General features: G+C 68.6%; 19 protein-coding genes. 8 read left to right on the forward strand and 11 right to left on the reverse strand.

The annotated features are described in order from the left end of the window. Positions 1-132: 132 nt before the first annotated feature. From AC3B6C_RS11235 to ppk2, 4 genes are all read left to right on the forward strand, one after another. Entirely contained in the window at positions 133-810 is a 678-nt protein-coding gene (locus tag AC3B6C_RS11235) for a DUF4166 domain-containing protein (RefSeq protein ID WP_014925316.1), read from the forward strand. Between the two features lie 90 nt (positions 811-900). Continuing rightward, on the forward strand, positions 901-1,341 hold the full coding sequence (locus tag AC3B6C_RS11240) for an SRPBCC family protein (protein ID WP_488376062.1): 441 nt from the start codon (positions 901-903) through the stop codon (positions 1,339-1,341). A 110-nt stretch (positions 1,342-1,451) separates the two neighbouring features. Then, on the forward strand, positions 1,452-1,973 hold the full coding sequence (locus AC3B6C_RS11245) for a DUF6764 family protein (RefSeq protein WP_010842838.1): 522 nt from the start codon (positions 1,452-1,454) through the stop codon (positions 1,971-1,973). A 104-nt stretch (positions 1,974-2,077) separates the two neighbouring features. Further along, a complete protein-coding gene (gene ppk2 / locus AC3B6C_RS11250) occupies positions 2,078-3,028 on the forward strand; it encodes a polyphosphate kinase 2 (RefSeq protein ID WP_010842837.1) in 951 nt (316 codons plus the stop codon). A 61-nt stretch (positions 3,029-3,089) separates the two neighbouring features. On the opposite strand, the gene AC3B6C_RS11255 is transcribed toward ppk2, so the two are convergent. The 6 genes from AC3B6C_RS11255 to AC3B6C_RS11280 all read right to left on the reverse strand — a co-directional run bounded on the left by AC3B6C_RS11255 (position 3,090) and on the right by AC3B6C_RS11280 (position 11,642). Beyond that, on the reverse strand, positions 3,090-3,902 hold the full coding sequence (locus tag AC3B6C_RS11255) for a hypothetical protein (protein WP_035717432.1): 813 nt from the start codon (positions 3,900-3,902) through the stop codon (positions 3,090-3,092). Between the two features lie 430 nt (positions 3,903-4,332). Further along, positions 4,333-6,093: a thiamine pyrophosphate-binding protein gene (locus AC3B6C_RS11260; RefSeq protein ID WP_488376064.1), complete on the reverse strand. Its 1,761-nt coding sequence runs from the start codon at positions 6,091-6,093 to the stop codon at positions 4,333-4,335. After that, positions 6,093-6,872: a cyclase family protein gene (locus AC3B6C_RS11265; protein ID WP_055475727.1), complete on the reverse strand. Its 780-nt coding sequence runs from the start codon at positions 6,870-6,872 to the stop codon at positions 6,093-6,095. The genes AC3B6C_RS11260 and AC3B6C_RS11265 overlap by 1 nt, the downstream gene beginning before the upstream one ends. 15 nt (positions 6,873-6,887) lie before the next feature. Continuing rightward, the gene (locus tag AC3B6C_RS11270; protein ID WP_010842833.1) at positions 6,888-7,622 is read right to left on the reverse strand and encodes a TerD family protein; all 735 of its coding nucleotides are present in this window, start codon (positions 7,620-7,622) and stop codon (positions 6,888-6,890) included. Between the two features lie 111 nt (positions 7,623-7,733). Continuing rightward, the gene (locus AC3B6C_RS11275) at positions 7,734-9,938 is read right to left on the reverse strand and encodes a coiled-coil domain-containing protein (RefSeq protein WP_488376065.1); all 2,205 of its coding nucleotides are present in this window, start codon (positions 9,936-9,938) and stop codon (positions 7,734-7,736) included. Positions 9,939-9,965: 27 nt separating this feature from the next. Continuing rightward, a complete protein-coding gene (locus AC3B6C_RS11280) occupies positions 9,966-11,642 on the reverse strand; it encodes an Hsp70 family protein (RefSeq protein ID WP_488376067.1) in 1,677 nt (558 codons plus the stop codon). Between the two features lie 77 nt (positions 11,643-11,719). On the opposite strand from AC3B6C_RS11280, the gene grpE reads away from it, so the two are divergent. After that, positions 11,720-12,193 carry a nucleotide exchange factor GrpE gene (gene grpE / locus AC3B6C_RS11285; RefSeq protein WP_488376068.1) on the forward strand — a complete coding sequence of 158 codons (474 nt, stop codon included), beginning with the start codon at positions 11,720-11,722 and terminating at the stop codon, positions 12,191-12,193. A gap of 29 nt (positions 12,194-12,222) precedes the next feature. Here the strand turns inward: grpE and AC3B6C_RS11290 are convergent, their stop codons facing one another. Further along, entirely contained in the window at positions 12,223-14,277 is a 2,055-nt protein-coding gene (locus AC3B6C_RS11290; protein ID WP_488376071.1) for a prolyl oligopeptidase family serine peptidase, read from the reverse strand. A 209-nt stretch (positions 14,278-14,486) separates the two neighbouring features. On the opposite strand from AC3B6C_RS11290, the gene AC3B6C_RS11295 reads away from it, so the two are divergent. Then, positions 14,487-16,061 carry a serine hydrolase gene (locus tag AC3B6C_RS11295; RefSeq protein WP_488376073.1) on the forward strand — a complete coding sequence of 525 codons (1,575 nt, stop codon included), beginning with the start codon at positions 14,487-14,489 and terminating at the stop codon, positions 16,059-16,061. Between the two features lie 3 nt (positions 16,062-16,064). Here AC3B6C_RS11295 and AC3B6C_RS11300 read toward each other — a convergent pair whose 3' ends face one another. Together AC3B6C_RS11300 and AC3B6C_RS11305 are read right to left on the reverse strand one after the other, a co-directional pair. Further along, the gene (locus tag AC3B6C_RS11300) at positions 16,065-17,345 is read right to left on the reverse strand and encodes an oxidoreductase (protein WP_488376074.1); all 1,281 of its coding nucleotides are present in this window, start codon (positions 17,343-17,345) and stop codon (positions 16,065-16,067) included. Between the two features lie 22 nt (positions 17,346-17,367). Further along, positions 17,368-17,973, reverse strand: a complete 606-nt coding sequence (locus AC3B6C_RS11305) for a TetR/AcrR family transcriptional regulator (protein WP_488376075.1) — start codon at positions 17,971-17,973, stop codon at positions 17,368-17,370. A gap of 119 nt (positions 17,974-18,092) precedes the next feature. On the opposite strand from AC3B6C_RS11305, the gene lpdA reads away from it, so the two are divergent. Both lpdA and AC3B6C_RS11315 read left to right on the forward strand, forming a co-directional pair. Continuing rightward, the gene (gene lpdA, locus AC3B6C_RS11310) at positions 18,093-19,478 is read left to right on the forward strand and encodes a dihydrolipoyl dehydrogenase (protein WP_044505823.1); all 1,386 of its coding nucleotides are present in this window, start codon (positions 18,093-18,095) and stop codon (positions 19,476-19,478) included. 194 nt (positions 19,479-19,672) lie between these two features. Next, positions 19,673-20,557, forward strand: a complete 885-nt coding sequence (locus tag AC3B6C_RS11315) for a DNA-3-methyladenine glycosylase family protein (RefSeq protein ID WP_010842824.1) — start codon at positions 19,673-19,675, stop codon at positions 20,555-20,557. An 8-nt stretch (positions 20,558-20,565) separates the two neighbouring features. On the opposite strand, the gene AC3B6C_RS11320 is transcribed toward AC3B6C_RS11315, so the two are convergent. Beyond that, on the reverse strand, positions 20,566-21,225 hold the full coding sequence (locus tag AC3B6C_RS11320) for a class I SAM-dependent methyltransferase (protein WP_488376076.1): 660 nt from the start codon (positions 21,223-21,225) through the stop codon (positions 20,566-20,568). A 1-nt stretch (position 21,226) separates the two neighbouring features. Then, positions 21,227-21,763, reverse strand: a complete 537-nt coding sequence (locus AC3B6C_RS11325) for a carboxymuconolactone decarboxylase family protein (RefSeq protein ID WP_488376077.1) — start codon at positions 21,761-21,763, stop codon at positions 21,227-21,229. Positions 21,764-21,784 lie beyond the last annotated feature (21 nt).

Consider the following 21,784-nt stretch of genomic DNA (forward strand, 5'->3'; position numbering starts at 1 on the left):
GCGAGACGTTGGACACGCGTGTGCTCCGTTAGTAGGTTCACCATGTCGTCACCGCCGCGGTGACGCCTGGCCTGCGCCCGTTCATCGTCGGCGCCGGCCCGAATGGTGGGTGAGCTCGGGGAGGGTGACGCCATGACGCCGGTCTTCCGGCATGCGCTGGGTTCGGACTTCGACCGTCTCCATCCCAACGTCGCGTGGCGCTACGGCATCGATTCGACTTCCAATGTCGCCCAGATCTGTAGCGGGATCTACGAGTCGGTGTACATCTCCTCGGCGCTGCCGCCGCCCGCGCTGTGGCACTACGCGAAGCGCAATGCGCTGCCCTCGAAGACGAGTCGCATGGTGCCCTTCACCCAGGGCTACTACTGCTACTCCGACGAGCTCGAGCGGGAATCGCTCGCGGTGCTGCGGACCTTCCAGTACACGACCGGCCCGCGCAAGCTGAACTCGTTGCTGGTGGCCGGGCGCACGGGCCTGGTCGACTATTTCGGCGACGGTCCGGAGTTCCTGTATCCCATCGAGCCGTCGGTGACGCGGTCCGGCGAACTGCTGCTCGAGAGCGGGCCGATGCGCTGGCTCGGACGCGGACCGAAGGTCGGGATGCGGGGACTCTTCACCGCCCAGATGAAGTACATCGAGGGGTGGGACGAGAAACGGGACCGCTTCCGGTGCGATGCGACCGTCCGCAATCCGGTCATCGGCGAGATCATGCATTTCCGCGGCTGGTTCACCGCGGTCGACCAGGCGTGCTCGCTGCGCGACATCCCGGACGAGGCGTGGCCGGTCAACCTCGTGGACCGCGAGAGCTGACCGCACCGCGGCGGGCGACCTCACCACGGGTTCGACACGTCGTCGACAGTTCTTCGCATCGGCTTCGCAGGCGCGCGGTAGGTTCAGCGCATGGCTGTCTCAGCGAACATCGAATTCGACGTCGCCGCCCCGGTCGCGGTGGTGATGGAAGTGCTCATGGACATCGAGTCCCTGCCGGAGTGGTCGGGCCCGCACAAGGAAGCCGAGATCCTGACCAGTTACGACGACGGCACGCCGGAGAAGGTGCGGATGGTCGTCACCGCCGCGGGGATCTCCGACGAACAGACGTGTACCTACGAGTGGACCGGCAACTCGTGCGAATGGCACCTCATCGAGTCGAATCAATTGAGCGAGCAGCACGGCAAGTACACGGTCACCGAGACCGACAAGGGTGCGCGGGTCCGGTTCGACCTCGACGTCGAGCTGAAGATCAAGCTGCCCGGCCTCATCGTGAGACGAGCGCAGAAGATGGCGGTGGACACCGCTCGCAAGGGACTCACGACCGAAGTGGAGAAGCGCGCCGTGGCCTGAGGACAATCGTTACCCGACGTGGCGGGTCGATCGTTGCCTCCGCGGCGCGGAGCGCGGGTACGCTGAGGGCGTTCCGTACCGGGGCGCCCGAGCAATGGAGGCCAAAGCAGTTGAGAATCAAGAAGTTTGCCGTTCGCGGTCTGGTCCTGGCGGCGGGGGTCGCCGGATGTGTCGGTTTCGCCGGGCTGTCGGGCGAGGGAGTGTCCTCGGCCTCGACGCACTGCTCGGTGTCGAACGGACATCAGGTCGAGCGGGTCGAGGGACGGAGCGGATGCGGTGCGAAGGCCGGACTCGGCAGTCGTGCGACCGCCGATGAGAACAGTGGCTACGGCACCGCGGTCTCGGTGTCGGACAACGGCGGCAACGCCGCGGCCTACAACCTGCAGCCGGGCTCGTCGGCCCTCGCCGGGGCCAACACCCGGGGCAACGCCTATTCGGTCACGACCGGACCAAGCGCGCTGTCGATCGCCCAGGCCCGCCGGGGCGGCACCACGGTGGCGGTGGGAGGCTGGGGCGGCGAGGCCTACGCCGGTCCCGAAGGTGCCCGGTGCAGCGGTGGTTTCGCGGCCGCGTTCGACACCAGCACCGGCAAGGCCTGCCTGCATTCCGGTTCGATCGACCTGAGGAACTGACCTCGGGTTCATCGCACGAGGTCTGAGAGACAGAACACGCCCGGCGCGACGGCCGTTCACCGGAGCGTCGGGCGTCGTTCGTCGCTTCGTCCTATCGTTGTGGAGTGACCGACCTCCACGATCCCGCGACCCAGATCGGCCCCGACTTCAGCGTGCTGAACGGCCGCGAAGCGCTGCAGCAACTCGTCGACCTCCACGACACGACCCACTTCACGGTCAACGACGATGACGACGACGACCCGGTTCTGCTCACCCTGCCCGAACGGAACGTCGTCGACACCTGGCGCGAGGACTATCCGTACGAGGAGCGGATGAGCCGCCGCGAGTACGAGGTCACCAAACGACGGCTGCAGATCGAGCTGCTGAAACTGCAGAAGTGGTCGAAGCAGACCGGCCAGCGGCACCTACTGGTCTTCGAAGGTCGAGATGCCGCGGGCAAGGGCGGCACCATCAAACGCTTCAACGAGCATCTCAACCCGCGCGGCGCGCGCACCATCGCACTGGAGAAGCCCAGTGAACGCGAGGCCACCGAGTGGTACTTCCAGCGCTACGTCCAGCACCTGCCCGCAGGCGGTGAGATGGTGTTCTTCGACCGCTCCTGGTACAACCGGGCCGGCGTCGAGCGGGTCATGGGATTCTGCAGCCCGAAGCAGTACACGCAGTTCGTCGCCCAGGTCCCGGCGTTCGAGAAGATGCTCGTCGACGACGGGATCAACCTGGTCAAGTTCTGGTTCTCGGTCACCCCGCTCGAGCAGCGGACCCGGTTCGCCATCCGTCAGATCGATCCGGTGCGACAGTGGAAGCTGTCCCCCATGGACCTGGCCTCGCTCGACAAGTGGGATGCCTACACCGAGGCGAAAGAGGCGATGTTCGCCGCCACCGACACCGATCACGCGCCGTGGACGGTGGTGAAGTCCAACGACAAGAAACGTGCCCGGATCAACGCGATGCGCCACGTGCTGAGTCTCTTCGACTACGACGGCAAGAACGAGTCGTTCGTGGGTACGCCCGATCCGCTGATCGTCGGTCGTGCCGCAGACGTGATCGGGGAGTAGGCACCGGGCAGATTCGGACGACGGAGCATCATGGCGACGTCGTCCCGGTCACGCCCGCTTGTCAGCGCCGCCCGGAGATCAACCGCCCAAGGACACCTACGGCGAACATCGCGACGCCCACCCCGCCGACGATCAGGGCGAGCCGGGTGACATCGTCGTAGGCGCCGTCGATGATGAGCTCGGCCACCCGCCGCCCGGAACTCTCGGCGCCGGCCACCTCCTGCTTGGCGCGGTCGGCGAAGAACAGGCCCGTGGCCCAGGTCGAGACGCCGGCCGCGACCACGCCGAGTCCGAGCCACGCGAACACGGTTCCGCGCCGGCGGGCGACCAGCAGTGCGAGCACCGCGGCGATCACGGCCACGGCGGCCGAACCCCACGCGAGCAACGTGATCTGGCCACCGACCTCGGCGTACCGGCCCGCCTCGAGGCCCGAGGCGCCGTTGGTGAGTTCCACCACGACCGGACCCTGGATCGCGTTGCCCCCCGACAGGTTCAGGGCACGGTTGATCATGGCGGTGATGTCGAGTTGCATCACGGAGGTGTCCGAGCCCGGCGCGGGCTCTTCGAAGAGGAACGCGTGTTGTTGCCCGACGACGTCGGCGAAGTCCTGCTGGAACTGTTCGCTCTCGGTGTAGCGACCGGCCAGTGGGCGCACGAGGACGCCGGCGATCGGCAGATCGGTCCGGGCGGTCGCCTGCGCGGCGATCTCGTCGGCCAGATACTCCTTGACCTCCTGGTTCTCCGCCATCGGCGCGACTGTCGAGACGAATCCCGCTTGATCGACGATGCGCTGATCCAGCCAGAAGGACGGAACGGCGAGGACGGTCGCCGCAATCGCGACAAGTGTCAGCAAGGCACTGAGGAAGCTACGCACAGCCACGAGGCTACCGAGACATGCGCGTGGATCACCGGACCGGCGCGGTGTGGCCAGGCGGCCGCGTCGGCGGATGGTCTGGCTCGAGTGGGCACAGGCGGCACCGCCGAGTTCGGCGACGGGGGCGGTGCGAATGTGCTGAGGTCGAGTTGTGCCCGATCGTGACCCTGACGCGCCGGTCTCGGGTGTGACTGGTGGGGTTTGTGTTCACCACAGTCCACGATGGTTCGTTCACCGTTGGGGTGCAAGTGATATGCGCTGCAACACAACAACTCTCAACGCCTGCAGGTTGTGGAGAAACTTCGTCGTCGAACGTTTTGGCGAGTACCTTGGTGTCATGGCTTGCGACTCGACGACGCCACACGCCCACCGGGGTTCTGTAGCGAAAGTTGGCAAATAGCACGCATTTTCGCTACAAAACCCCGGTGGGTCAGTGACCCGCGAACGCCTCGGCGAGCCACCACGAACCGCCGTCGTCGGTGATCTTGGCGTCGATGACCAGTGGCCCGGACGGTTCGGGTGAGGACAGCGAGCCGACCCACTCCCGGACCTCGTCGAGGTCGTCGAGTCTGGTGACCGTGACGCCCGTCGCCCCGTGACCGCGGGCGATCGCGGCGATGTCGACCTCCGGGAATGTCACCGTCGTCATGTCGGCGTCGCCGAAGTGGTGTACCTCCGCGCCGTAGGCGGAGTCGTTGTAGACGATGACGACCAGCGGCAGTGCCAGCCGCACCGCGGTCTCCAATTCGGCGATGGCCATGAGGAATCCGCCGTCACCGGTGCCGAGGACCGGGAGCCGGCCCGGCTGTGCGAACGCCGCGCCGATCGCCGTGCCGAGACCGAGACCGATCGACTGGAAGGCCTGGGTGAAGCAGAAGCCGTTCTCGTCGGGCACCGACAGATGCGTCGACGGGTAGCCCATGAAGTTCCCGGAGTCGATCGACACGACGCGCTCCGCCGGGAGTATCTCGTCGAGCGCGATCGTCAGTGCCCGCGGGTCGACGCGACCGGGTGTCACCTCACCGGCGACGGGGACGTCCTGCCACCTCGACGACGCCGAGATCCGTTGCCTGACCTCCGTTGTGCGGTAGCCAGATTGAACTGGCCCGCTCGCTGCGCTCCCGGCGCCGGGTTGATTCGGCCCGCTCGCTGCACTCCCGGCGCCGGGTTGATTCGGCCCGCTCGCTGCGCTCCCGGCGCCGGTCAAGAGGTCGAGCACGTCTGCCGCGGTCGCGGCGCAGTCGCCGACGACACCGAGATCGACGTGACGATGCGCACCGATGGCGTCGAGGTCGTCGTCGACCTGGACCACGGTCGCATCCGCCCCGATGAGTCGGCCGTGGCGCATCGTCCACATGTTCAGGGCGCAACCCCACCCGATGATGAGGTCGGCACCGGCGATCAGGTCCGCGGTGGTGGGTGAGGAGAAGCCACCGGAGATGCCGAGAGAGAACGGGTCTCGGGCGAACAGACCGTTCGCGACCGCCGACGTCGCGACCAGCGCACCGGCGGTCTCGGCCAGTGCCGCGACCTCCGGTCCGGCGGCGCGCGCCCCTCGGCCCGCGACGAAGACCGGCCGCCGGGCGGCGCGGATGGCATCGGCCAGACGGGCCGCCGACCGGGCATCGGGCCGCACCCGCGGCGGCTCGACCGAGAGCTCGACCGGACCATCGAATTCCGATGCGGCCGAAGCGATGTCGATCGCAACATGAAGCACCACCGTCCGGCGCCGGGTCACCGCGGTGCGGAAGGCGCGGGTGACATCGGAGACCACGGTGCTCGGGCCGTGGACACGGTCGTTCACGGCGCCCACGCTCGCGGACAGGGCCTCCTGGTCGATGCGGAAGTTCGACCGCAATGCCGACGCGGGCGAGTCCGCGGTGAGCACGATCATCGGTGTCCGGCTCTTGGCCGCCTCGGCGATGCCCGTCATCGCATTGGTGAGCCCGCACCCCTGGTGGACCGACAGCACGCCCACCCGTCCCGACATCCGTGAGTAGGCGTCGGCCATGCTGGCCGCGCCGCCCTCGTGACGGGCGGCCGTGAACGGCACCCCGCCGGCGCGCAGGGCGTTGGTGAAGACGAAGTTCCCGCTGCCGACCACACCGAAAACATGGCCGACGCCGAGATCCGCCAGCACCCGGCCCGCCACGTCGGCGACCGTCGGGCCGTAGCGGCCGGGTGCGCCCATCAACCTTCGACGATCGCCAGCACGCGCGACGGACTGCCGGTGCCGCCGACGATCGGCAGCGGACTCACGACGATCACCGCCCCGGTGGGCGGGAGCGAGCCCAGGTTGCGTAGCGAAGTGAGCCCGTATTTGTCGTTGCCCAGGAAGTGGTAGTGCACGGGGAACGCGGGATCGAACCCTCCGGCGAGACCGGCGTCGACGCCGACGGTCTCGACGCCGAGGCCGGTGATCTCGCGTTCGGTGGCCAGCCACTGTGCACATTCCACCGACACGCCGGGCGTGTGCGACCCGGTCTCGTCGGTGTTCAGGAACTCCGCCTCAGACCCGCCACGCGACTCCCAGCCGGTCCGGAGCAACAACCAGGTTCCGGCGCCGAGCCGTCCGTGTTCACCCTCCCAGGACTCGACCTCGGCGACGCTCAACAGATGATCCGGGTCGTCGGCGACCTCCCGGGTCAGGTCGAGGACCGCAGCCGGACCGATCAGCCGCTGCACGGGGATCTGTGACACATCGTCCCCGTCGCGTCCGCTGATCCAGTGGATCGGGGCGTCGAGGTGGGTGCCGATGTGCTCCCCGGTGTGGATGTTGTTGTGCCGCCAGTACGGTCCCGGCTCGTTGTAGGCACTGACCTCTTCGAGACTGAAGTCGATCAGGTTCGCGAACGGTGCGGGCAGCCGCAGCGCCGGCGTCGACGCACTCAACGGGGTGGTCAGGTCGATGACGCGGAGCGATCCGTCGGCGAGACCGGCGGCGAAACCGGCCAGCGTGGTTGCGGTCATGGGCGGAATTCTCTGCTACTTGCGCGCACCGCGCCAGTTCATGCCCCAGCCGTACGCCTCGTCGACCTTGTCCTGCGCCCCGCGGATGTAGCGCACCTCGCGGTTGAGAACCAGCTCGCCGCCGCGGTTCTCGAAGAGGGCGATCGCGCAGGAGAGCGCGGACTGATCGGCCTCGTCGAGCCGGACCTCGATCTCCGGGCCGTTGGCCGGGAACAGGGTGACGACACCGTTCGCGCCCGCCCAGTTCGGGGTGCCCTCGTAGATGTAGGCGAAGATCAGGATCCGCCGGATGCGGTTGGTCGCGGCGAGGTCGATGTACATGTTCTCGCCACCGGAGCCGGATCGATCGTCGCCGTCGAGGTAGATGATCGGCTGTCCGTCACGCGGTGCCCGGAACGAGTTGCCCAGTGCCTGGACGATGCCCTTGCTGCCGTCGGTGAACTCCCACAGACAGGCGAGATCGAGATCGATCCCCTGTGCCTTGCGAAAGAGGCCACCGCCCTTCGAGTTCGAGGTCCAGCTCAGGTTGACGCGCACCTGGCCGGTGGTCGCGCCCTGCTTGCTCAGCGAGATGCTCGGCGCGGACTTGGTGAGCGTGATCTTCGACATCGAGATCGGCTGTGCGGGCGGCTGCTGTCCGTAGTCCGCGGGGGCCGGCGGCTGCTGACCGTAGCCGGCGGGTGCGGATGGGGGCTGTGCGGGCGGCTGCGGCGGCTGGGCCTTCGGACGCTTGGTGTAATCGATCCCCATCTCGGTTCCTCATCTCGTCGTCGGTGACATTCTCGGGTCGGACATTCTCGCGGTGATCGCGCGGCGAAGATGCTCGTCGCAGGTGCTGGCGCCCAGCGTAGTGGACCACCCTCATCCGGCGGCGCCCGTCGCCGGCGCATGAGCTCGCGCGGACGGACCGAACGCGGACGCGACAACGAGCTTTCCCTGCGGGCTCCGACGGCAGCTGGCCACCGCGACATGGCAGGGACGTGGGATGTCCGGCGGGAGCGGGAAACCGTCGTCGATCTGATACCGGGTGTTGGTCACCTTCGACGCGATGGCCGCCGGGTCCGCGGGGTGATCCGGAGCGGCATCCGGCCGAATGACGACCATCGCCTCGGTGACTCCGACCGGCCAGTCGAAGCGCACGGTGTCGCCTTCGACGCGGACGGCGGTCACCGGCGGCGGGTCGTCGGGGCGCGGGGCGGAGGGTCGCTCGGGGGCCGCGGTCGCCGAACCGGCAGACGGGGCGGACACGGAGTCGGTACGGGCGGGGGCGGACCGGTGCCCGGCGTACACGGCGGTGACCTCGTAGACCGGCGGGACCGGGTCGGGTGCACTGCCGTCGGACAGCTCGGTCGCCGTGGTCCGACCCAGCGTCCGGGTCGAGCCGTCGAATCCGATCCGCACGACCCGGTACGTCACCGACCCCGTCGCCGACGGCTCCCAGGTGACGGTGATCGCGCCCCCGTCGGCGACCGACCGGACGTTGCGCGGCGGCTCCACGGTGACCTCGGCCGCCGCCGAGTTGAGCTCGTCGTGATCCACGATCTGACGCCGCAGCTCGGCGACGGCGGCCAGGCCGGCCGGGTCTCCCGCCGACGCCGTTCGGGCAGCCGCGGCGGCCCGGGTGACGACGTCGCGTGACTGTTCCAGCCGTTCGTCGAGTCGGCCGTCCACGTCGGGAAGCAGGTCGATGTCCCGGGCCACCCGCAACACGCTCTCGAGCAGTTCGAGTGCCGCGACATGTCGCTTCTCGTCTGCGAGGTCTCCCGCTCGTTGCGAGTCCGTCACCGCCCGGGTGATGACCCGCTCGACCTCGTCGGCGACCGCCGCGATCTGCCGCAACGCCTCGTCGTCGTCGCCGGCCGAGGCCCGGGCGTCCGCGATCGCCGAACGCGCCCGCACGGGCAGGCCGTCGCGCAACGCGGCTCGGGCGGCTCGAAGATCGCTCTCCCACAGCCTCTTGCGCGGGACGGGGACCTCGACCTCGACAGGCTCGGCCGGCGGCGGAAGGGGCTCGGCCGGCGGCGGGAGGGGCTCGGCCGGCGGCGGGAGGGGCTCGCCCGGCGGCGGGAGGGGCTCGCCCGGGGGAGGGGGCGCGCCGAATTCGGCGGCGAGTCCGGCGATCACCGTGCGCGCGTCCCGCGCGCCCAGCCCGCGGGCGCGCGCCTCGTCGAGCAGGTACTCGTGGTCCTGTGTCCCGAGTTCGTCCTCGACCAGGACCGCGGCCCGGACCCGTGGCCGGAGATGGTCGGTCACCTCGTCGATCACCGACTGCCGATACTCCTGTGCGAGGGCGGGATCGGCGAGCAGGACGTCGTGCACGTGAACCAGGAGCTCGTCGAGGACCGCGCGGAACCGGCCGGCCGCGAGTTCGCGGGCGCGCTCGTTGAGTGCGACGGCCCGCGACTCGATGACACCGCGGTCGGCGACGGCGTCGGTGTCGAGGTGCAACAGGGTCAGCAGGGTCGGGGTGGGGTCGCCGTCGTGCAGCCGGTCGAACTCGGCGAGCAGGTCGCCGATCTGGGCGCGTTGCTGCGCCGACAACGTCACCCGCGGCGGCACCGGCGCGGCGGGTGGGGCGGGCACATCGTCGACGATGCGGTGACGCCGCAGGCGGGTGGCCGTCTCCGCCGGATCGAGGCCACCCATCGCGCCGATCTCCTCGAGCCCGGCGCGCTTGGATCTCGGTATGCCGCCGTAGCGTTCGTTGAGTCGCGCGATCGCGTTGTCGAGGAGTTCGAACCTCTGCTGATCTCGTAGTTCGCGCCGGGTGGTCACCGCGCGCGCCTCGGCGATCCGGCCGGTCTTGTGCCGCAACGGCGCCGACCGCTCGTCGTGTTCGGCGACCAGTCGTGCCACCAGGATGCGGTACTTCGGGTGGTCGCGTTGCTTCTGCCAGAACGCCCAGACCTCGTCGAGGCGCGCGGCCACGGCATCGTCGTCGAGTCGCTCGGCCTCCCCGACCGGGATGTCATACAGTTCGAACGAATCGGATTCGCCTGGGCCGCCGCGTCGCTCGACCGCGGCGAGCACGCGTTTGCGGTAGTCGTTGCCGACGAACGGCTCCATCAGACCCCTTACCTCACCCGAACATGATCACTGGTCGCGGCGTCGAGATCGGTGCACCTGTTCGAGTTCCCGTTCGACCTCCGACTTCGACAGCGACGCACCTGTTTTGGCCGACAGCGTCAGTGGTATCCGGGCGTCGACGTGGAATGCGGTGACGTGCAGGACGCCGTCGAACGCCATCTCGAAGGTGACCGACACCTCACTGCCCTCGTCGTAACCGGGCGGGATGTCGGTGATCGCGCCCTCGATGAGGACCTTGGCGTCCTCGGGTCGTGGGGACGCCGCCTGCCCCTGCTGTTCCAGCACGACCAGCTCGATGCGGGACTGATCGCGTCGCATGGTCCCGAACGACCGGCGCACCTTGATCGGCAGCGTCTGGTTGCGGTGGACCAGCCAGCTGGCCTCCAGCTCGCCGTTGTGGCCGTTGACTGCCAGCACCCCGAACCCGCGGGACACCACCGTGTCCACGCTGACCTCGAGCATCCGGCGGACACCGCTGACAGGCAGTGCGAACGCGTGCGCGACCCGCGTGCAGGACTCGTCGAGATCTGCCGGGGCGACGCTGTCGAGTCCGCGGTCCTCGCGGAGACGGCCGCGGGTGGCGAGGTCGGCGCGGACGAGTCGTTCGATCTCGAGCTTCTCGCCGTAGATCGCGGCTCCGCGGGCGACGGCGAGATCGGGATCGTTGAGCTCCGGGGTCTTTCCCAATGCGGCGGCGAGCTCCCGTGCGACCATCGGCATCCGCGACGAACCGCCGACCAGCAGGACCCGGTCGACGGCGGACACCCCTCGACGTTCGGCGGCGGCCAGGCACGACCGGGTGAGTTCGACGGTGCGGGCCAGCAGCGGGCGGGTGAGTTCCTCGAGCTCGGACCGCGTGAGCGGGATGACCGACCGGGCGCCGTCGTGAGCGACGATCACCGACGTCGAATCCAATTCGGTCAGTTCGTGTTTCGCCCGCTCCGCGGCAAGGATGAGGGCCTGTGACCCGGCGGAGTCGTCGAGCGGGTCCTCGGCATCGGGATTCTGGGCGCAGAATGTGCGCGAGAGGTGCAGCGCCAGCCGCTCGTCCCAGTCGGCACCGCCGAGCTGATGATCACCGTCGACGGCGAGCACGGTGATCCGGCGATCGGCGAGTTCGATGACCGTCGCGTCGAAGGTGCCGCCGCCGAGGTCGTAGACCAGGACGGTCTCGTCGGGCGTGCTCTTGGCGAGGGGATCGGTGATCCGGCTGAACCCGTAGGAGAGTGCCGCGGCGATCGGTTCGGACAAGACCCCCGCGACTTCGAGGCCCGCATAGGTGCCGGCCTGGATCGTCGCGCGCCGCTCTTCGTCACCGAAATACGCCGGTACGGTGATCACGGCGCGGTCGACCCGCTCACCGGCGAACGCGGCGTCGGAGATCAGCGATTTGAGGATGAGTGCCGAGATCGCCGGGGCCGACCAGGTCTGCCCGTGCGCGACGAACCGCCACTGGGCGTCGCCCATCCGCCGCTTCACCAGGCTGCAGACGTTCTCGGGGTCGAGCCGGGCCTGCCGGCGCGCACCTTCGCCGACGACGTGGTCGGTGGGCGAGGTGAGCAAGACCGTCGACGGGGTGGTCGGTGCCCCGGTCAGGCCGACGATCACCTCGGGGCGACCGTCGGCATCGATCTTCGCCATCGCCGAGTTGGTGGTTCCCAGGTCGATCCCGATTACGCCCACGATCGGGGATGCTAGCAGCGCAGAGGGTTCCGCCGGTGTCGGACGATCGATGGGTGGCCATTCATTACGCTGGCGGAATGACGTCTCCGGAGGGCCCTGCACCCGACCGAACCGCTGGGCTCGAGCAGTTGCGCGAGCAGCTGTCCGACCTCGCGCTGGTGGTCGCGCGGCAGACCAGGACGATCGAACGACTCGTCGACGCCGCCAAATCGCCGCCGGCGACGGCCGTGGCAGACGTTCCGCTCCTGGTCGATCTGTTCGCGCTGTACACCGACGCCGCGACGTGCGCGGTCTCGGCGTCGGAGGCGGACCGGCCTGCGTTCGAGCTGCTGCGCGCCGGCCTGGAACGGCTCATCGTCGGCCGCGGCGGTGCCGTCGTCGCACCGCCACCCGGCGCCGACTTCGATGCCCGCACCATGGAGGCGGTCGACGTCCGCCCGGTGACCGACACCGCCGCGGACCGCACGGTTGCCGAGGTGCTCCGTCCGGGACTGGTCGCGGGCGAGCGGTCGGTGCGCCCCGCGGCGGTCGTGGTCTCGCGGATCTCGTAGTAGACGATGGCCGATGGCGCGCCTTGTCGCTACGAGATCCCGAGGGTCCGCCAGAGGAATTCGTAGGCGAGCGCGGACTTGAACGCGGCCTGCTTGTTGTCCGCCGCGCCGCCGTGACCGCCCTCGATGTTCTCGTAGTACTGCACGTCGTGGCCCGTTTCCTCCAGGCGGGCAACGAGTTTGCGCGCATGACCGGGGTGGACCCGGTCGTCGCGGGTCGAGGTGGTCACCAGGATCGGTGGGTATGTCGTCTCGGCGTCGATGTTCTGATACGGCGAGAACGGCTTCATGAACTCCCACTGTTCGGGATCGTCGGGGTCGCCGTACTCGGCCATCCACGATGCCCCGGCCAGCAGGAGGTGGTAACGCTTCATGTCGATGAGCGGCACCTGGCACACCAGGGCGCCGAACAACTCGGGGTACCGGGTCAGCATCACGCCCATGAGCAACCCGCCGTTCGATCCGCCCTGGGCGCCGAGCTGTGCCGCGGTGGTGAGGCCGGTGTCCACGAGGGCGCGTGCCACGGCGGCGAAATCCTCATAGACCTTGTGCCGGCCCGCCTTCTGGGCCTGGGTGTGCCACGACGGTCCGTACTCGCCGCCGCCACGGATGTTGGCGATCACGTAGATGCCGCCGCGTTCGACCCAGCTCTGTCCGGCGATGGCGAGGTAGCTCGGGGTGAGCGCGTTCTCGAATCCGCCGTAGCCGTACAGGAGCGTCGGGCAATGGGACACGTCGCGGCGCCGCACCACGAAGTACGGGATCTGCGTGCCGTCGTCGGACGTCGCGAAGTGCTGCTCTGCGGTCACCGACTCGGAGTCGAAGAACGCGGGGCTGTGTTTGATCACCTCCGGGGCGTGCCCGCTGTAACCGTGCAGCAGGCTCGGCGGTTCGGTGAACGACGTCGCCGACCAGAACACCTCGTCACTCTCGTCGGGATCGGTGTCGAGCACCGAGACCGTGGCGAGGTCGGGCAGTCCCGGCATGTCGATGACCTGCCACGTCCCGAGTTCGCGCACCTCGACCCTGGTGTGCACGTCGTGGAGTTTCACGATGATGAGATGTGAACGCGTGTAGGCGTAGTCGACGAGACTCGTGTGCGCGTCGGGTGCGAACAGCACGGTCGCGTCGCGGTCGCCCGACCGGTACGACTCGTAGTCGAAGGCCAGCAGCGTGCCCGGTGGGTGAGTGGTGCCGCCGACCTCCCATTCCGACCGCGACAGCACCAGCAGCCAGTTCATCCGGACCCCGGCGTGGGCATCGGTGGGGACGTCGAGCAACTCGGGCTCGCCGTCGCGCAGTTCATAGTCCAGCGAGTTGAAGAAGTCCGTGGCGCGCCCGATGAAGTGGCGCTCGAATCCCGGTGTGCTGTCGTAGACCGCGCGCACCGACACGTCGGAGGTCTCACCGGTGAAGACCGTGACGGCCTCCGACAGCGGGGTCCCCCGCGTCCACCGCTTGACCACGCGCGGATAGCCGGAGTCGGTCAGCGAGCCGTGCCCGTCGGGTTGCTCGCCGAAATCCGTTCCCACGTAGACGGAGTCGCGGTCGATCCAACCCACGTCGGACTTGTTCTCCGGCAGCACGAAGCCGTCGGCCACCCAGGTGCGCGACGGGATGTCGAACTCGCGGACCACGGAGGCGTCGGCGCCACCGCGCGAGAGGGAGATCAGCGCCCGCTCGTACTCGGGCCGCAGCACGGTGGCACCGGCCCACACCCAGTTCTCGTCCTCGTCCCGTGCCAGTTCGTCGACGTCGATGAGGACATCCCAGTCAGGGGCGTCGGTGACGTAGGAGTCGTACGTCGTGCGACGCCAGAGTCCGCGCGGGTTGGTCGCGTCGCGCCAGAAGTTGTAGAGATACCCACCGCGACGCCGTGCGTAGGGGATGCGGTCGTCGGTGTCGAGCGCGGCCAGCGTCGCGGCCTCCAGCTCGCGGAAGCGCTCCGATGACGTCAACGCCGCCACCGTGGGCTCGTTGTGGGCGCGTACCCACGACAACGCATCGTCGCCGGTGACCTCTTCCAGCCACAGGTACGGATCGGTGTCGGTGGTCGCGGTGCCGTCGTCGCCGTGCTCGGTCATGGCGTCCAACCTACGCGGGCGCCCGCGGGCGTCGGACCCCGCGCGCGTGCGACGCGGTGCCGACCCCGACAAAACGCCTACTCGGGGCCTGTTTCGGGGTATCGTGACGCAGCGACGTCGAGGAGACCCCCATGGCCACTGCTCATTCCGTTCCTGTCCGCCGCTCCGGTCATGAGCCGCCGCGAGGCACGAGATGGGGCCGTCTCTCGATGGCCACGTGTTCCGCCGTCGCGGTCATCGCGCTCGTCGCCGCCTGTGACAGCGGGTCGTCGGGGACCGGGTCGTCACCGTCCGGGTCGTCCCTGGCCAATCCGAATTCCGTCGCCGCCGAACCGCTGCCGGCCGACGCGGTCGACAAGGCGGTCGGCCAGCTCGACGACCTGGTCGCGTCGATCATGGAGTCGACGAAGATCCCCGGGGTGGCCGTGGCCGTCGTGTCGGGAGGGGAGACCAAGTACGCCAAGGGGTTCGGCGTCAAGGACATCACCACCGGTGACGCGGTCGACCCGAACACCGTCTTCCAGCTCGCGTCGGTGTCCAAGTCGGTCGGGTCGACGGTGGTCGCGGCCGCCGTCACCGACAAGACGGTGACCTGGGAGATGCCGATCGTGGAATCATTGCCGTGGTTCGCTCTGTCCGAACCGTATGTCACGCGCACGGTGACCGTCGGGGACATGTACTCCCACCGGTCGGGTCTTCCCGACCACGCCGGCGACAAACTCGAGGACATGGGCTACTCGCGCGAGGAGATCCTGCAGCGGATGCGCTTCATGCCCCTCGATCCGTTCCGGATCAGTTACGCCTACACCAACTTCGGGGTGACGACAGGTGGCGAGGCCGTGGCGGTGAAAGCCGGGACGGACTGGGCGACACTGTCTCAGGACCTCATCTACGGACCGCTGGGCATGACCAGCACCAGCTCGCGGTTCGTCGACTTCGAACGCCGGGCGGACCGCGCGGTCGGACACATCAAGGAAGACGAGAAGTGGGTCAAGACCCCGATCCCGCGCGAACCCGACGCGCAGTCACCGGCGGGTGGTGTGAGTTCGTCGGTCAACGACATGGCGATCTGGTTGAAGATGGTGCTGGCCCAGGGCAAGCACAACGGCCAGGAGGTCGTGGCGCCCGACGCCCTGCTCCCCGCGGTCTCGCCGCAGGTGGTGTCCAATCCACCGCAGACGCCCGACTCCCGCGCCGGATCGTACGGCTACGGCTTCAACGTCGGGGTCACCGAGGACGCGCGGACGCAGTTCAACCACGCCGGCGCCTTCGCCTCGGGCGCCGGAACGGTGTTCTCGGTCCTGCCGTCGGCCGACACCGCGATCGTCGTGCTCTCCAACGCCGCGCCCGTCGGTGCGGTGGATGCGATCGCCGCCGAGTTCATGGACCTCGTCCAGTTCGGTGAGATCCGCAACGACTGGCGGGATCTCTACGCCAAGGCGTATGCACCGCTGAGCGTCCCGGAGGGTGAACTGGTCGGCAAAGAACCGCCGCCGAATCCCGCACCGCCGCAACCGCTGCCGTCGTACGTGGGTGCCTACGCCAACCCCGTGTACGGGCCGGCGGAGGTCGTCGAACGCGACGGGAAGCTCGTCCTGGAGATGGGTCCGGGCGGGGTCCGCAAACACGAGCTCTCCCACTGGGACGGCAACACCTTCACCTTCACCCTGCTCAACGAGAACGCCGAGCCGGGCTCGATCTCGCAGGTGAGGTTCGACGGGCCACGGATGACGATCGAGTACTACGACGACGAGGAGAGCAACGGCGAGTTCATCCGCCGGTGACGCTCAGCGGCGGGGCGACACGCCCTGGCTGCCGGCAGTCACCGGGTCGGGGACCTCACCCGTTCGGATCGGGCATCGGGTGTGTGAGTAGATCGTCGGCATGCAGAGGTTGCAGTGGACACACTTCGACGTCGTCGACGGGTCGCCGGCCAGTCGTAGCGGAAGGTCGGGCTCACGCAACAGCGCGCGGCCCATGGCCATGAAGTCGAAGCCCTCGGCGAGGGCGAGGTCCATCGAGGCCCGGTCGGTGACGCCGCCCAGGAGGATGAGCGGCAGGTCGACGGCCTTGCGGAGTTCGCGTGCCAGGGGCAGCAGATAGGCGTCGTGATAGCGGTAGTGCTTCAGGAAGACCGGGGCGAAGACCTTGAGTCCGTACTTCATCGCACCGGAGAACGCATCGGCGAACTCCTTGCGCGGAGCCTCGCCGTGGAACAGGTACATCGGGTTGAGAAGTGAACTCCCCGCGGTGGGTTCGATGGCGTCGAGGTGACCGTCGGACTCCAGCAGCTGCGCCACCTGGCACGCCTCGTCGACGTTGAAGCCACTGCGCTTGGCCCGGCTGCGTGCCCGAGCCGCGGGTGAGCGTTCGAGGTCGACGCGGCCGACGCCGTCGAAGGTGTTCAGTTTCACCCAGATCGCGGCCTCGTCCCCGACCTCGTCGCGCACGCTCTCGACCACCTCGCGCGCGATACGCGCACGGTTGACGAGGCTCCCGCCGTAGGAGTCGCGACGCCGGTTCAGCAGCGGAGACAGAAAGCTGGAGATGAGATAGTTGTGGCCGCAGTGGATCTCGAGCCCGTCAAAACCGGAGTCCACCGCGAGTCGCGCGGCGCGACGGAACTTCTCCCGCAGATCGGCGATGTCGTCGACACTGACCGCGCGGGTCACCGACATCCCCATCGGCGCGGGTATCCGTGACGGTCCGAGGGCGGGGGCCCGGTTCGACGCCGAGTTCGCGACCGCGCCCGCGTGCCCCAGTTGTGCGGCGGCGAGAGCCCCCTCGGCGTGGATGGCGTCGGTGAGCCGCCGCAATCCGGGAACCGCCTCCGGCCGCATCCAGATCTGGTGGCGGTCGGTGCGGCCCTCGGGTGAGACCGCGCAATACGCGACGGTGCTCATGGCGACGCCGCCGGCCGCTACCTCGCGGTGGAACTCGATGAGCTCGTCGGTGACCAGGGCGTCGGGCGTCATCCCCTCGAAGGTCGCGCATTTGATCAGCCGGTTGCGCAGGTGCAGCGGCCCGAGCCGGGCGGGGCTGAACGGTCCGGTGGTGGGGCTGTCCACAACGGGTCCTCTCACTCGTGTCTCACGGGGCGGGCGCGGTCAGTCCGGCGGTGACGAAGCCGGTCAGGGCTGTCACCGCGGCGGTGCTCAACGTCTCGGTGCCCCCGAACCTCAGGAGGATGAGCTGGAAGGCGAGGGCCCAGCGCCGGCGCGCCTGCCCCGCGGTCAGGCCGGGGACGGCGTCGGCGAGCATGTCGGCGAACGGGTCGAGATCGAACCAGCGCGACGTCCAGCCGGCGGTGGGGTGGGCGAACACGAACCGGGCGAGCAGCCGCAGGTGGAGATGTCCCGCCGGGTCGGCCTGTAGGTCGACGAAGGGGTCGACGACCACGTCGACGACCTGCGCGATCGATGTGACGGCCGGGTCGAGCGAGGCGAGCGGGTCGGCCCACAGGGGACCGAGCCGGGACTGCAGCAGTGCGATGGTGAGGTCTTCCTTGGTGCCGAAGTGGTAGTGCACAGCGGCCGGGTTGGCCTCGGCGGCCGCGCAGATCGCCCGGACGGACACCTTGTCGTATCCGTCGGCGAGGAAGAGGCGTTCGGCGACGGTCAGCAGGGCCTCGCGAGTCGGCATCGAGGCCGAATCGCGGCGTCCGGCACCGCGTCCCTCGCGGGTGGTCTGGGTCACACGAGCAGCAAAGCACAGTTCAGTCGGCGTTTCAATCAGTGATTGAAACCGAAGTGGTGCTACCGGCGAGTAGTGGGACACTCTGCGGCGGTGGTCGGACGCGACGTAGGCTGGCTGTCGTGGCTGAACACTTTCAAACAGTTGTATTGGGTGCAGGTCCAGGTGGGTACGTAGCCGCGATCCGGTCGGCTCAACTGGGCAAGAAAACCGCCGTGATCGAGGAGAAGTACTGGGGCGGTGTGTGTCTGAACGTCGGATGTATCCCGTCGAAGGCGCTTCTGCGCAATGCCGAACTCGCGCACATCTTCAATCACCAGGCCAAGACGTTCGGCATCAGTGGCGATGTCTCCTTCGACTTCGGCGCGGCATTCGACCGCAGCCGCAAGGTGTCCGACGGCATCGTCAAGGGCGTCCACTACCTGATGAAGAAGAACAAGATCACCGAGATCGACGGGTACGGGGTGTTCACCGACGCCAAGACCATCAAGGTCGGAGATCGGGAGATCACCTTCGACGACGTCATCATCGACACCGGGTCGACGGTCAAGCTGCTCCCCGGCGTCGAACTGTCGGAGAACGTGGTCACCTACGAGACCCAGATCCTCACCCGTGAGCTACCGGGCTCGATCGTCATCGTCGGCGCCGGCGCCATCGGTATGGAGTTCGGCTATGTGCTCGCCAACTACGGCGTCGACGTCACCATCGTCGAGTTCCTCGACCGCGTGCTGCCCAACGAGGACGCCGACTCGTCCAAGGCTCTCGCCAAGGAATACAAGAAACTCGGCATCAAGCTGCTGACCTCCACCAGGGTTCAGTCGGTCACCGACAACGGCGACGACGTCACCGTCACCTACACCGACGCCAAGGACAAGGAGGGCGAGCTGACCGTCGACAAGGTCCTCATGTCGGTCGGCTTCGCCCCGCGCGTCGAGGGCTTCGGTCTGGAGAAGACCGGTGTCGAGCTCACCGATCGCGGCGCCATCGCGATCGACGACTACATGCGCACCAACGTCGACGGCATCTACGCCATCGGCGATGTCACCGCCAAGCTGCAGCTCGCGCATGTGGCCGAGGCCCAGGGCGTCGTGGCCGCCGAGACCATCGCCGGCGTCGAGACCATGACCCTCGGCGACTACCGCTTCATGCCGCGCGCGACGTTCTGCCAGCCCCAGGTGGCGTCCTTCGGACTCACCGAGGCGCAGGCCAAGGACGAGGGCTACAACGTGAAGGCGACGACCTTCCCGTTCTCGGCCAACGGCAAGGCGCAGGGACTCGGCGAGACCGCGGGTTTCGCCAAGCTCATCACGAACGCCGACACCGACGAACTCCTCGGCGGACACCTCGTGGGCGACAACGTCTCCGAGATGCTGCCGGAGATGACGCTGGCCCACAAGTGGGACCTCACCGCCAAGGAACTCGCCCGCAACGTGCACACCCACCCGACCCTGTCGGAGGCGCTGCAGGAGACGTTCCACGGCGCGCTGGGGCACATGATCAACCTGTAGTCGCCAGACCCTTCGTGACGGGGCCTCCGCAAGCTCCGGCCCCTCCTCAGGGAGCGGGGGATGTCTGCTCTCCTCGGGGAGCGGGGTTTCATCTCTGCTCCCTGAGGTGCGAGGAGCGATAGCCGCCGGGCCGAGCGAGCGAAGCGAGTCGAGGTCGACGAGCCACGAAGGGTCTGCGCACTACCCTCGGAACGGTGAGTGCCGTCGAACGTGTCCGCGAGTGGACACCCCCGTGGCCGCTCGACATCGGGGCGACGGTCGGCCTGCACCGACGCGGTGCGGGCGACCCGGCGTTCGTCTACGGACAGGACAGGTCGGTGTGGCGGGCGGCCTACACGCCCGATGGGCCGGGTACGCTGACCGTTCGCTCCGACGGCACGACCGTCACCGGACGCGCCTGGGGGCCGGGTGCGGACTGGCTACTCGAGCAGATGCCCGACTTCCTCGGGGCGAGTGACGATCCGGACGCGTTGGTCCCACGTCACCCGGTCGTGCACGAACTCGTCCGCCGCACCGAGGGTTTGCGCCTCGGTCGCACCGATCGCGTGTGGGAAGCGCTGGTGCCGGCGATCCTCGAACAGAAGGTCGTGGGTGCCGAGGCATTCCGCGCGTGGCGGTATCTGTTGCGCCGCTTCGGCACTCCCGCGCCCGGCCCGGTTCCGGAGACGATGAGGGTGCCACCGCCCCGAGCGGAGTGGGCCCGCATCCCGAGCTGGGAGTGGCACCGCAGCGGCATCGAACCGGTCCGGATGCGGACGATTCGCGGGGCGACCGCCCTCGACGTCGAACGTCACGCGGCAAAGCTCACCGTGTTACGCGGCGTCGGGCGGTGGACCGAGGCGGAGGCCCTGTCGCGTGCGCTCGGCGATCCCGACGTCGTCAACGTCGGCGACTATCACATCCCGAAGCTGGTAGGGCTCACCCTGATCGGCGAGGCCGTCGACGATGCGGGGATGCTCGAGTTGCTCGAACCCTATGCGGGACAACGACAGCGCATCATCCGGATGGTCACGCGGGGCGGCGTCCGTCCCGAGCGGCGCGGACCGCGGATGACCATCCGGGACTACCGGTCCTTCTGATCGACCGCTCAGTCCTGCGTCGCTTCCGGGGCGGGTCTCCGCGCCAGCACGAACTGTCCCTGCCCGGTGATCGTCTGCTCGACGTCGTCCACGCCGGCGCGACGGAGGCGCTCGAGGATCTCGTGGTCGTCGAAGATGCGGTATCCGCTCACCCCGGCGAGCGGCCGGACGCCCGGCAGCGAGGTGAGAGGTGTCGTCACCGAGGTGAAGACCACGATCTCGCCGCCGGGCGCGGTCACCCGAACCAGCTCGTCGACCACGGGGAGGGGATCGGGGATCAGATAGAGCGCCGCCAGGCAGGTGACGACGTCGAAGGTGTTGTCGGCGAACGGCAATGCGTGGGCGTCACCGCGCACGAACGCGGCCCGCCCGACGGCGTTGGTCTGCGCCGCGCGCGCCAGCATGGGTGTGGAGAAGTCGATGCCGATGCACCGGCCGTCTCCGGTGAGACCGTCGGCGATCTCACGCGTGTAATTGCCCGGACCGCAAGCGACATCGAGGACCAGGCGATCGCCCGGGCGGGCGAGGTAGGCGCGCAGCGCGCGGTCGAAGTCGGCGGTGGAACGGCCGCCGAGACTGAAGAGCCGGGTGAAGGTCGGTCGCCACCGGTGTTCGTAGATCTCGGCGAAGTGCTGGTTGCGCATCAGCCGTTGCGCGATCGACTCCATGTCAGGAGCGGGTGTCGCGCTGGATGCGCAGTGTGTGGATGGTGGTCGCGAGACTGTCGTACTGCCCGACGAGCAGGGTGAAGGCGACGAGTTTCCGGTCGTCGAGGTGCCGCGACAACGCCTGCCAGGCGATGTCGGAGACGTCCTTGCTCTCGACGAGCTCGTCGACGGCTCGCAGGATCGCGCGCTCGCGATCGCCCCATCCGGCGTCGGGCCCCTCCAGGATGCGGTCGAACTCGTCCGCGGTGATCCCGGCCCGCCGGCCGAGTCGTCGGTGATGATCGAGTTCGTAGTCGCACTCCCGGAGATGGGCCACCCGGAGGATGACCATCTCGGAGTCCTTGCGCGACAACGCACCGAACGGCATCAGCCGGCTGCTGAAGTGGAGCCAGGCGCGGAACAGCCCCTTTGCGCGTCCGAGAGTGGAGAAGATGTGTGCGTCGTCGACGCCGATGGCCCGTGCGGCCCCCCGCGCGAAGACGAAATTGATCGGCCCGAGCTCCCGGAAACCGCCCGGAGCGACGCGAGGTGTGCCCATGGGCCCACGGTAGACTACGCC

The organism is Gordonia sp. 11cp (assembly GCF_057767225.1).

Excerpts from the sequence above, each read along its gene's own strand:
- AC3B6C_RS11265 (WP_055475727.1), bottom strand. The coding sequence starts at position 6,872 with ATGACCGCAACCACGCTGGCCGGTTTCGCCGCCGGTCTCGCCGACGGA.
- grpE (WP_488376068.1), top strand. The coding sequence starts at position 11,720 with ATGACGTCTCCGGAGGGCCCTGCACCCGACCGAACCGCTGGGCTCGAG.
- AC3B6C_RS11320 (WP_488376076.1), bottom strand. The coding sequence starts at position 21,225 with ATGGAGTCGATCGCGCAACGGCTGATGCGCAACCAGCACTTCGCCGAG.
- AC3B6C_RS11270 (WP_010842833.1), bottom strand. The coding sequence starts at position 7,622 with ATGGGGATCGATTACACCAAGCGTCCGAAGGCCCAGCCGCCGCAGCCG.
- AC3B6C_RS11295 (WP_488376073.1), top strand. The coding sequence starts at position 14,487 with ATGGCCACGTGTTCCGCCGTCGCGGTCATCGCGCTCGTCGCCGCCTGT.
- AC3B6C_RS11235 (WP_014925316.1), top strand. The coding sequence starts at position 133 with ATGACGCCGGTCTTCCGGCATGCGCTGGGTTCGGACTTCGACCGTCTC.
- AC3B6C_RS11325 (WP_488376077.1), bottom strand. The coding sequence starts at position 21,763 with ATGGGCACACCTCGCGTCGCTCCGGGCGGTTTCCGGGAGCTCGGGCCG.
- AC3B6C_RS11290 (WP_488376071.1), bottom strand. The coding sequence starts at position 14,277 with ATGACCGAGCACGGCGACGACGGCACCGCGACCACCGACACCGATCCG.
- AC3B6C_RS11275 (WP_488376065.1), bottom strand. The coding sequence starts at position 9,938 with ATGGAGCCGTTCGTCGGCAACGACTACCGCAAACGCGTGCTCGCCGCG.
- AC3B6C_RS11240 (WP_488376062.1), top strand. The coding sequence starts at position 901 with ATGGCTGTCTCAGCGAACATCGAATTCGACGTCGCCGCCCCGGTCGCG.
- AC3B6C_RS11260 (WP_488376064.1), bottom strand. The coding sequence starts at position 6,093 with ATGGGCGCACCCGGCCGCTACGGCCCGACGGTCGCCGACGTGGCGGGC.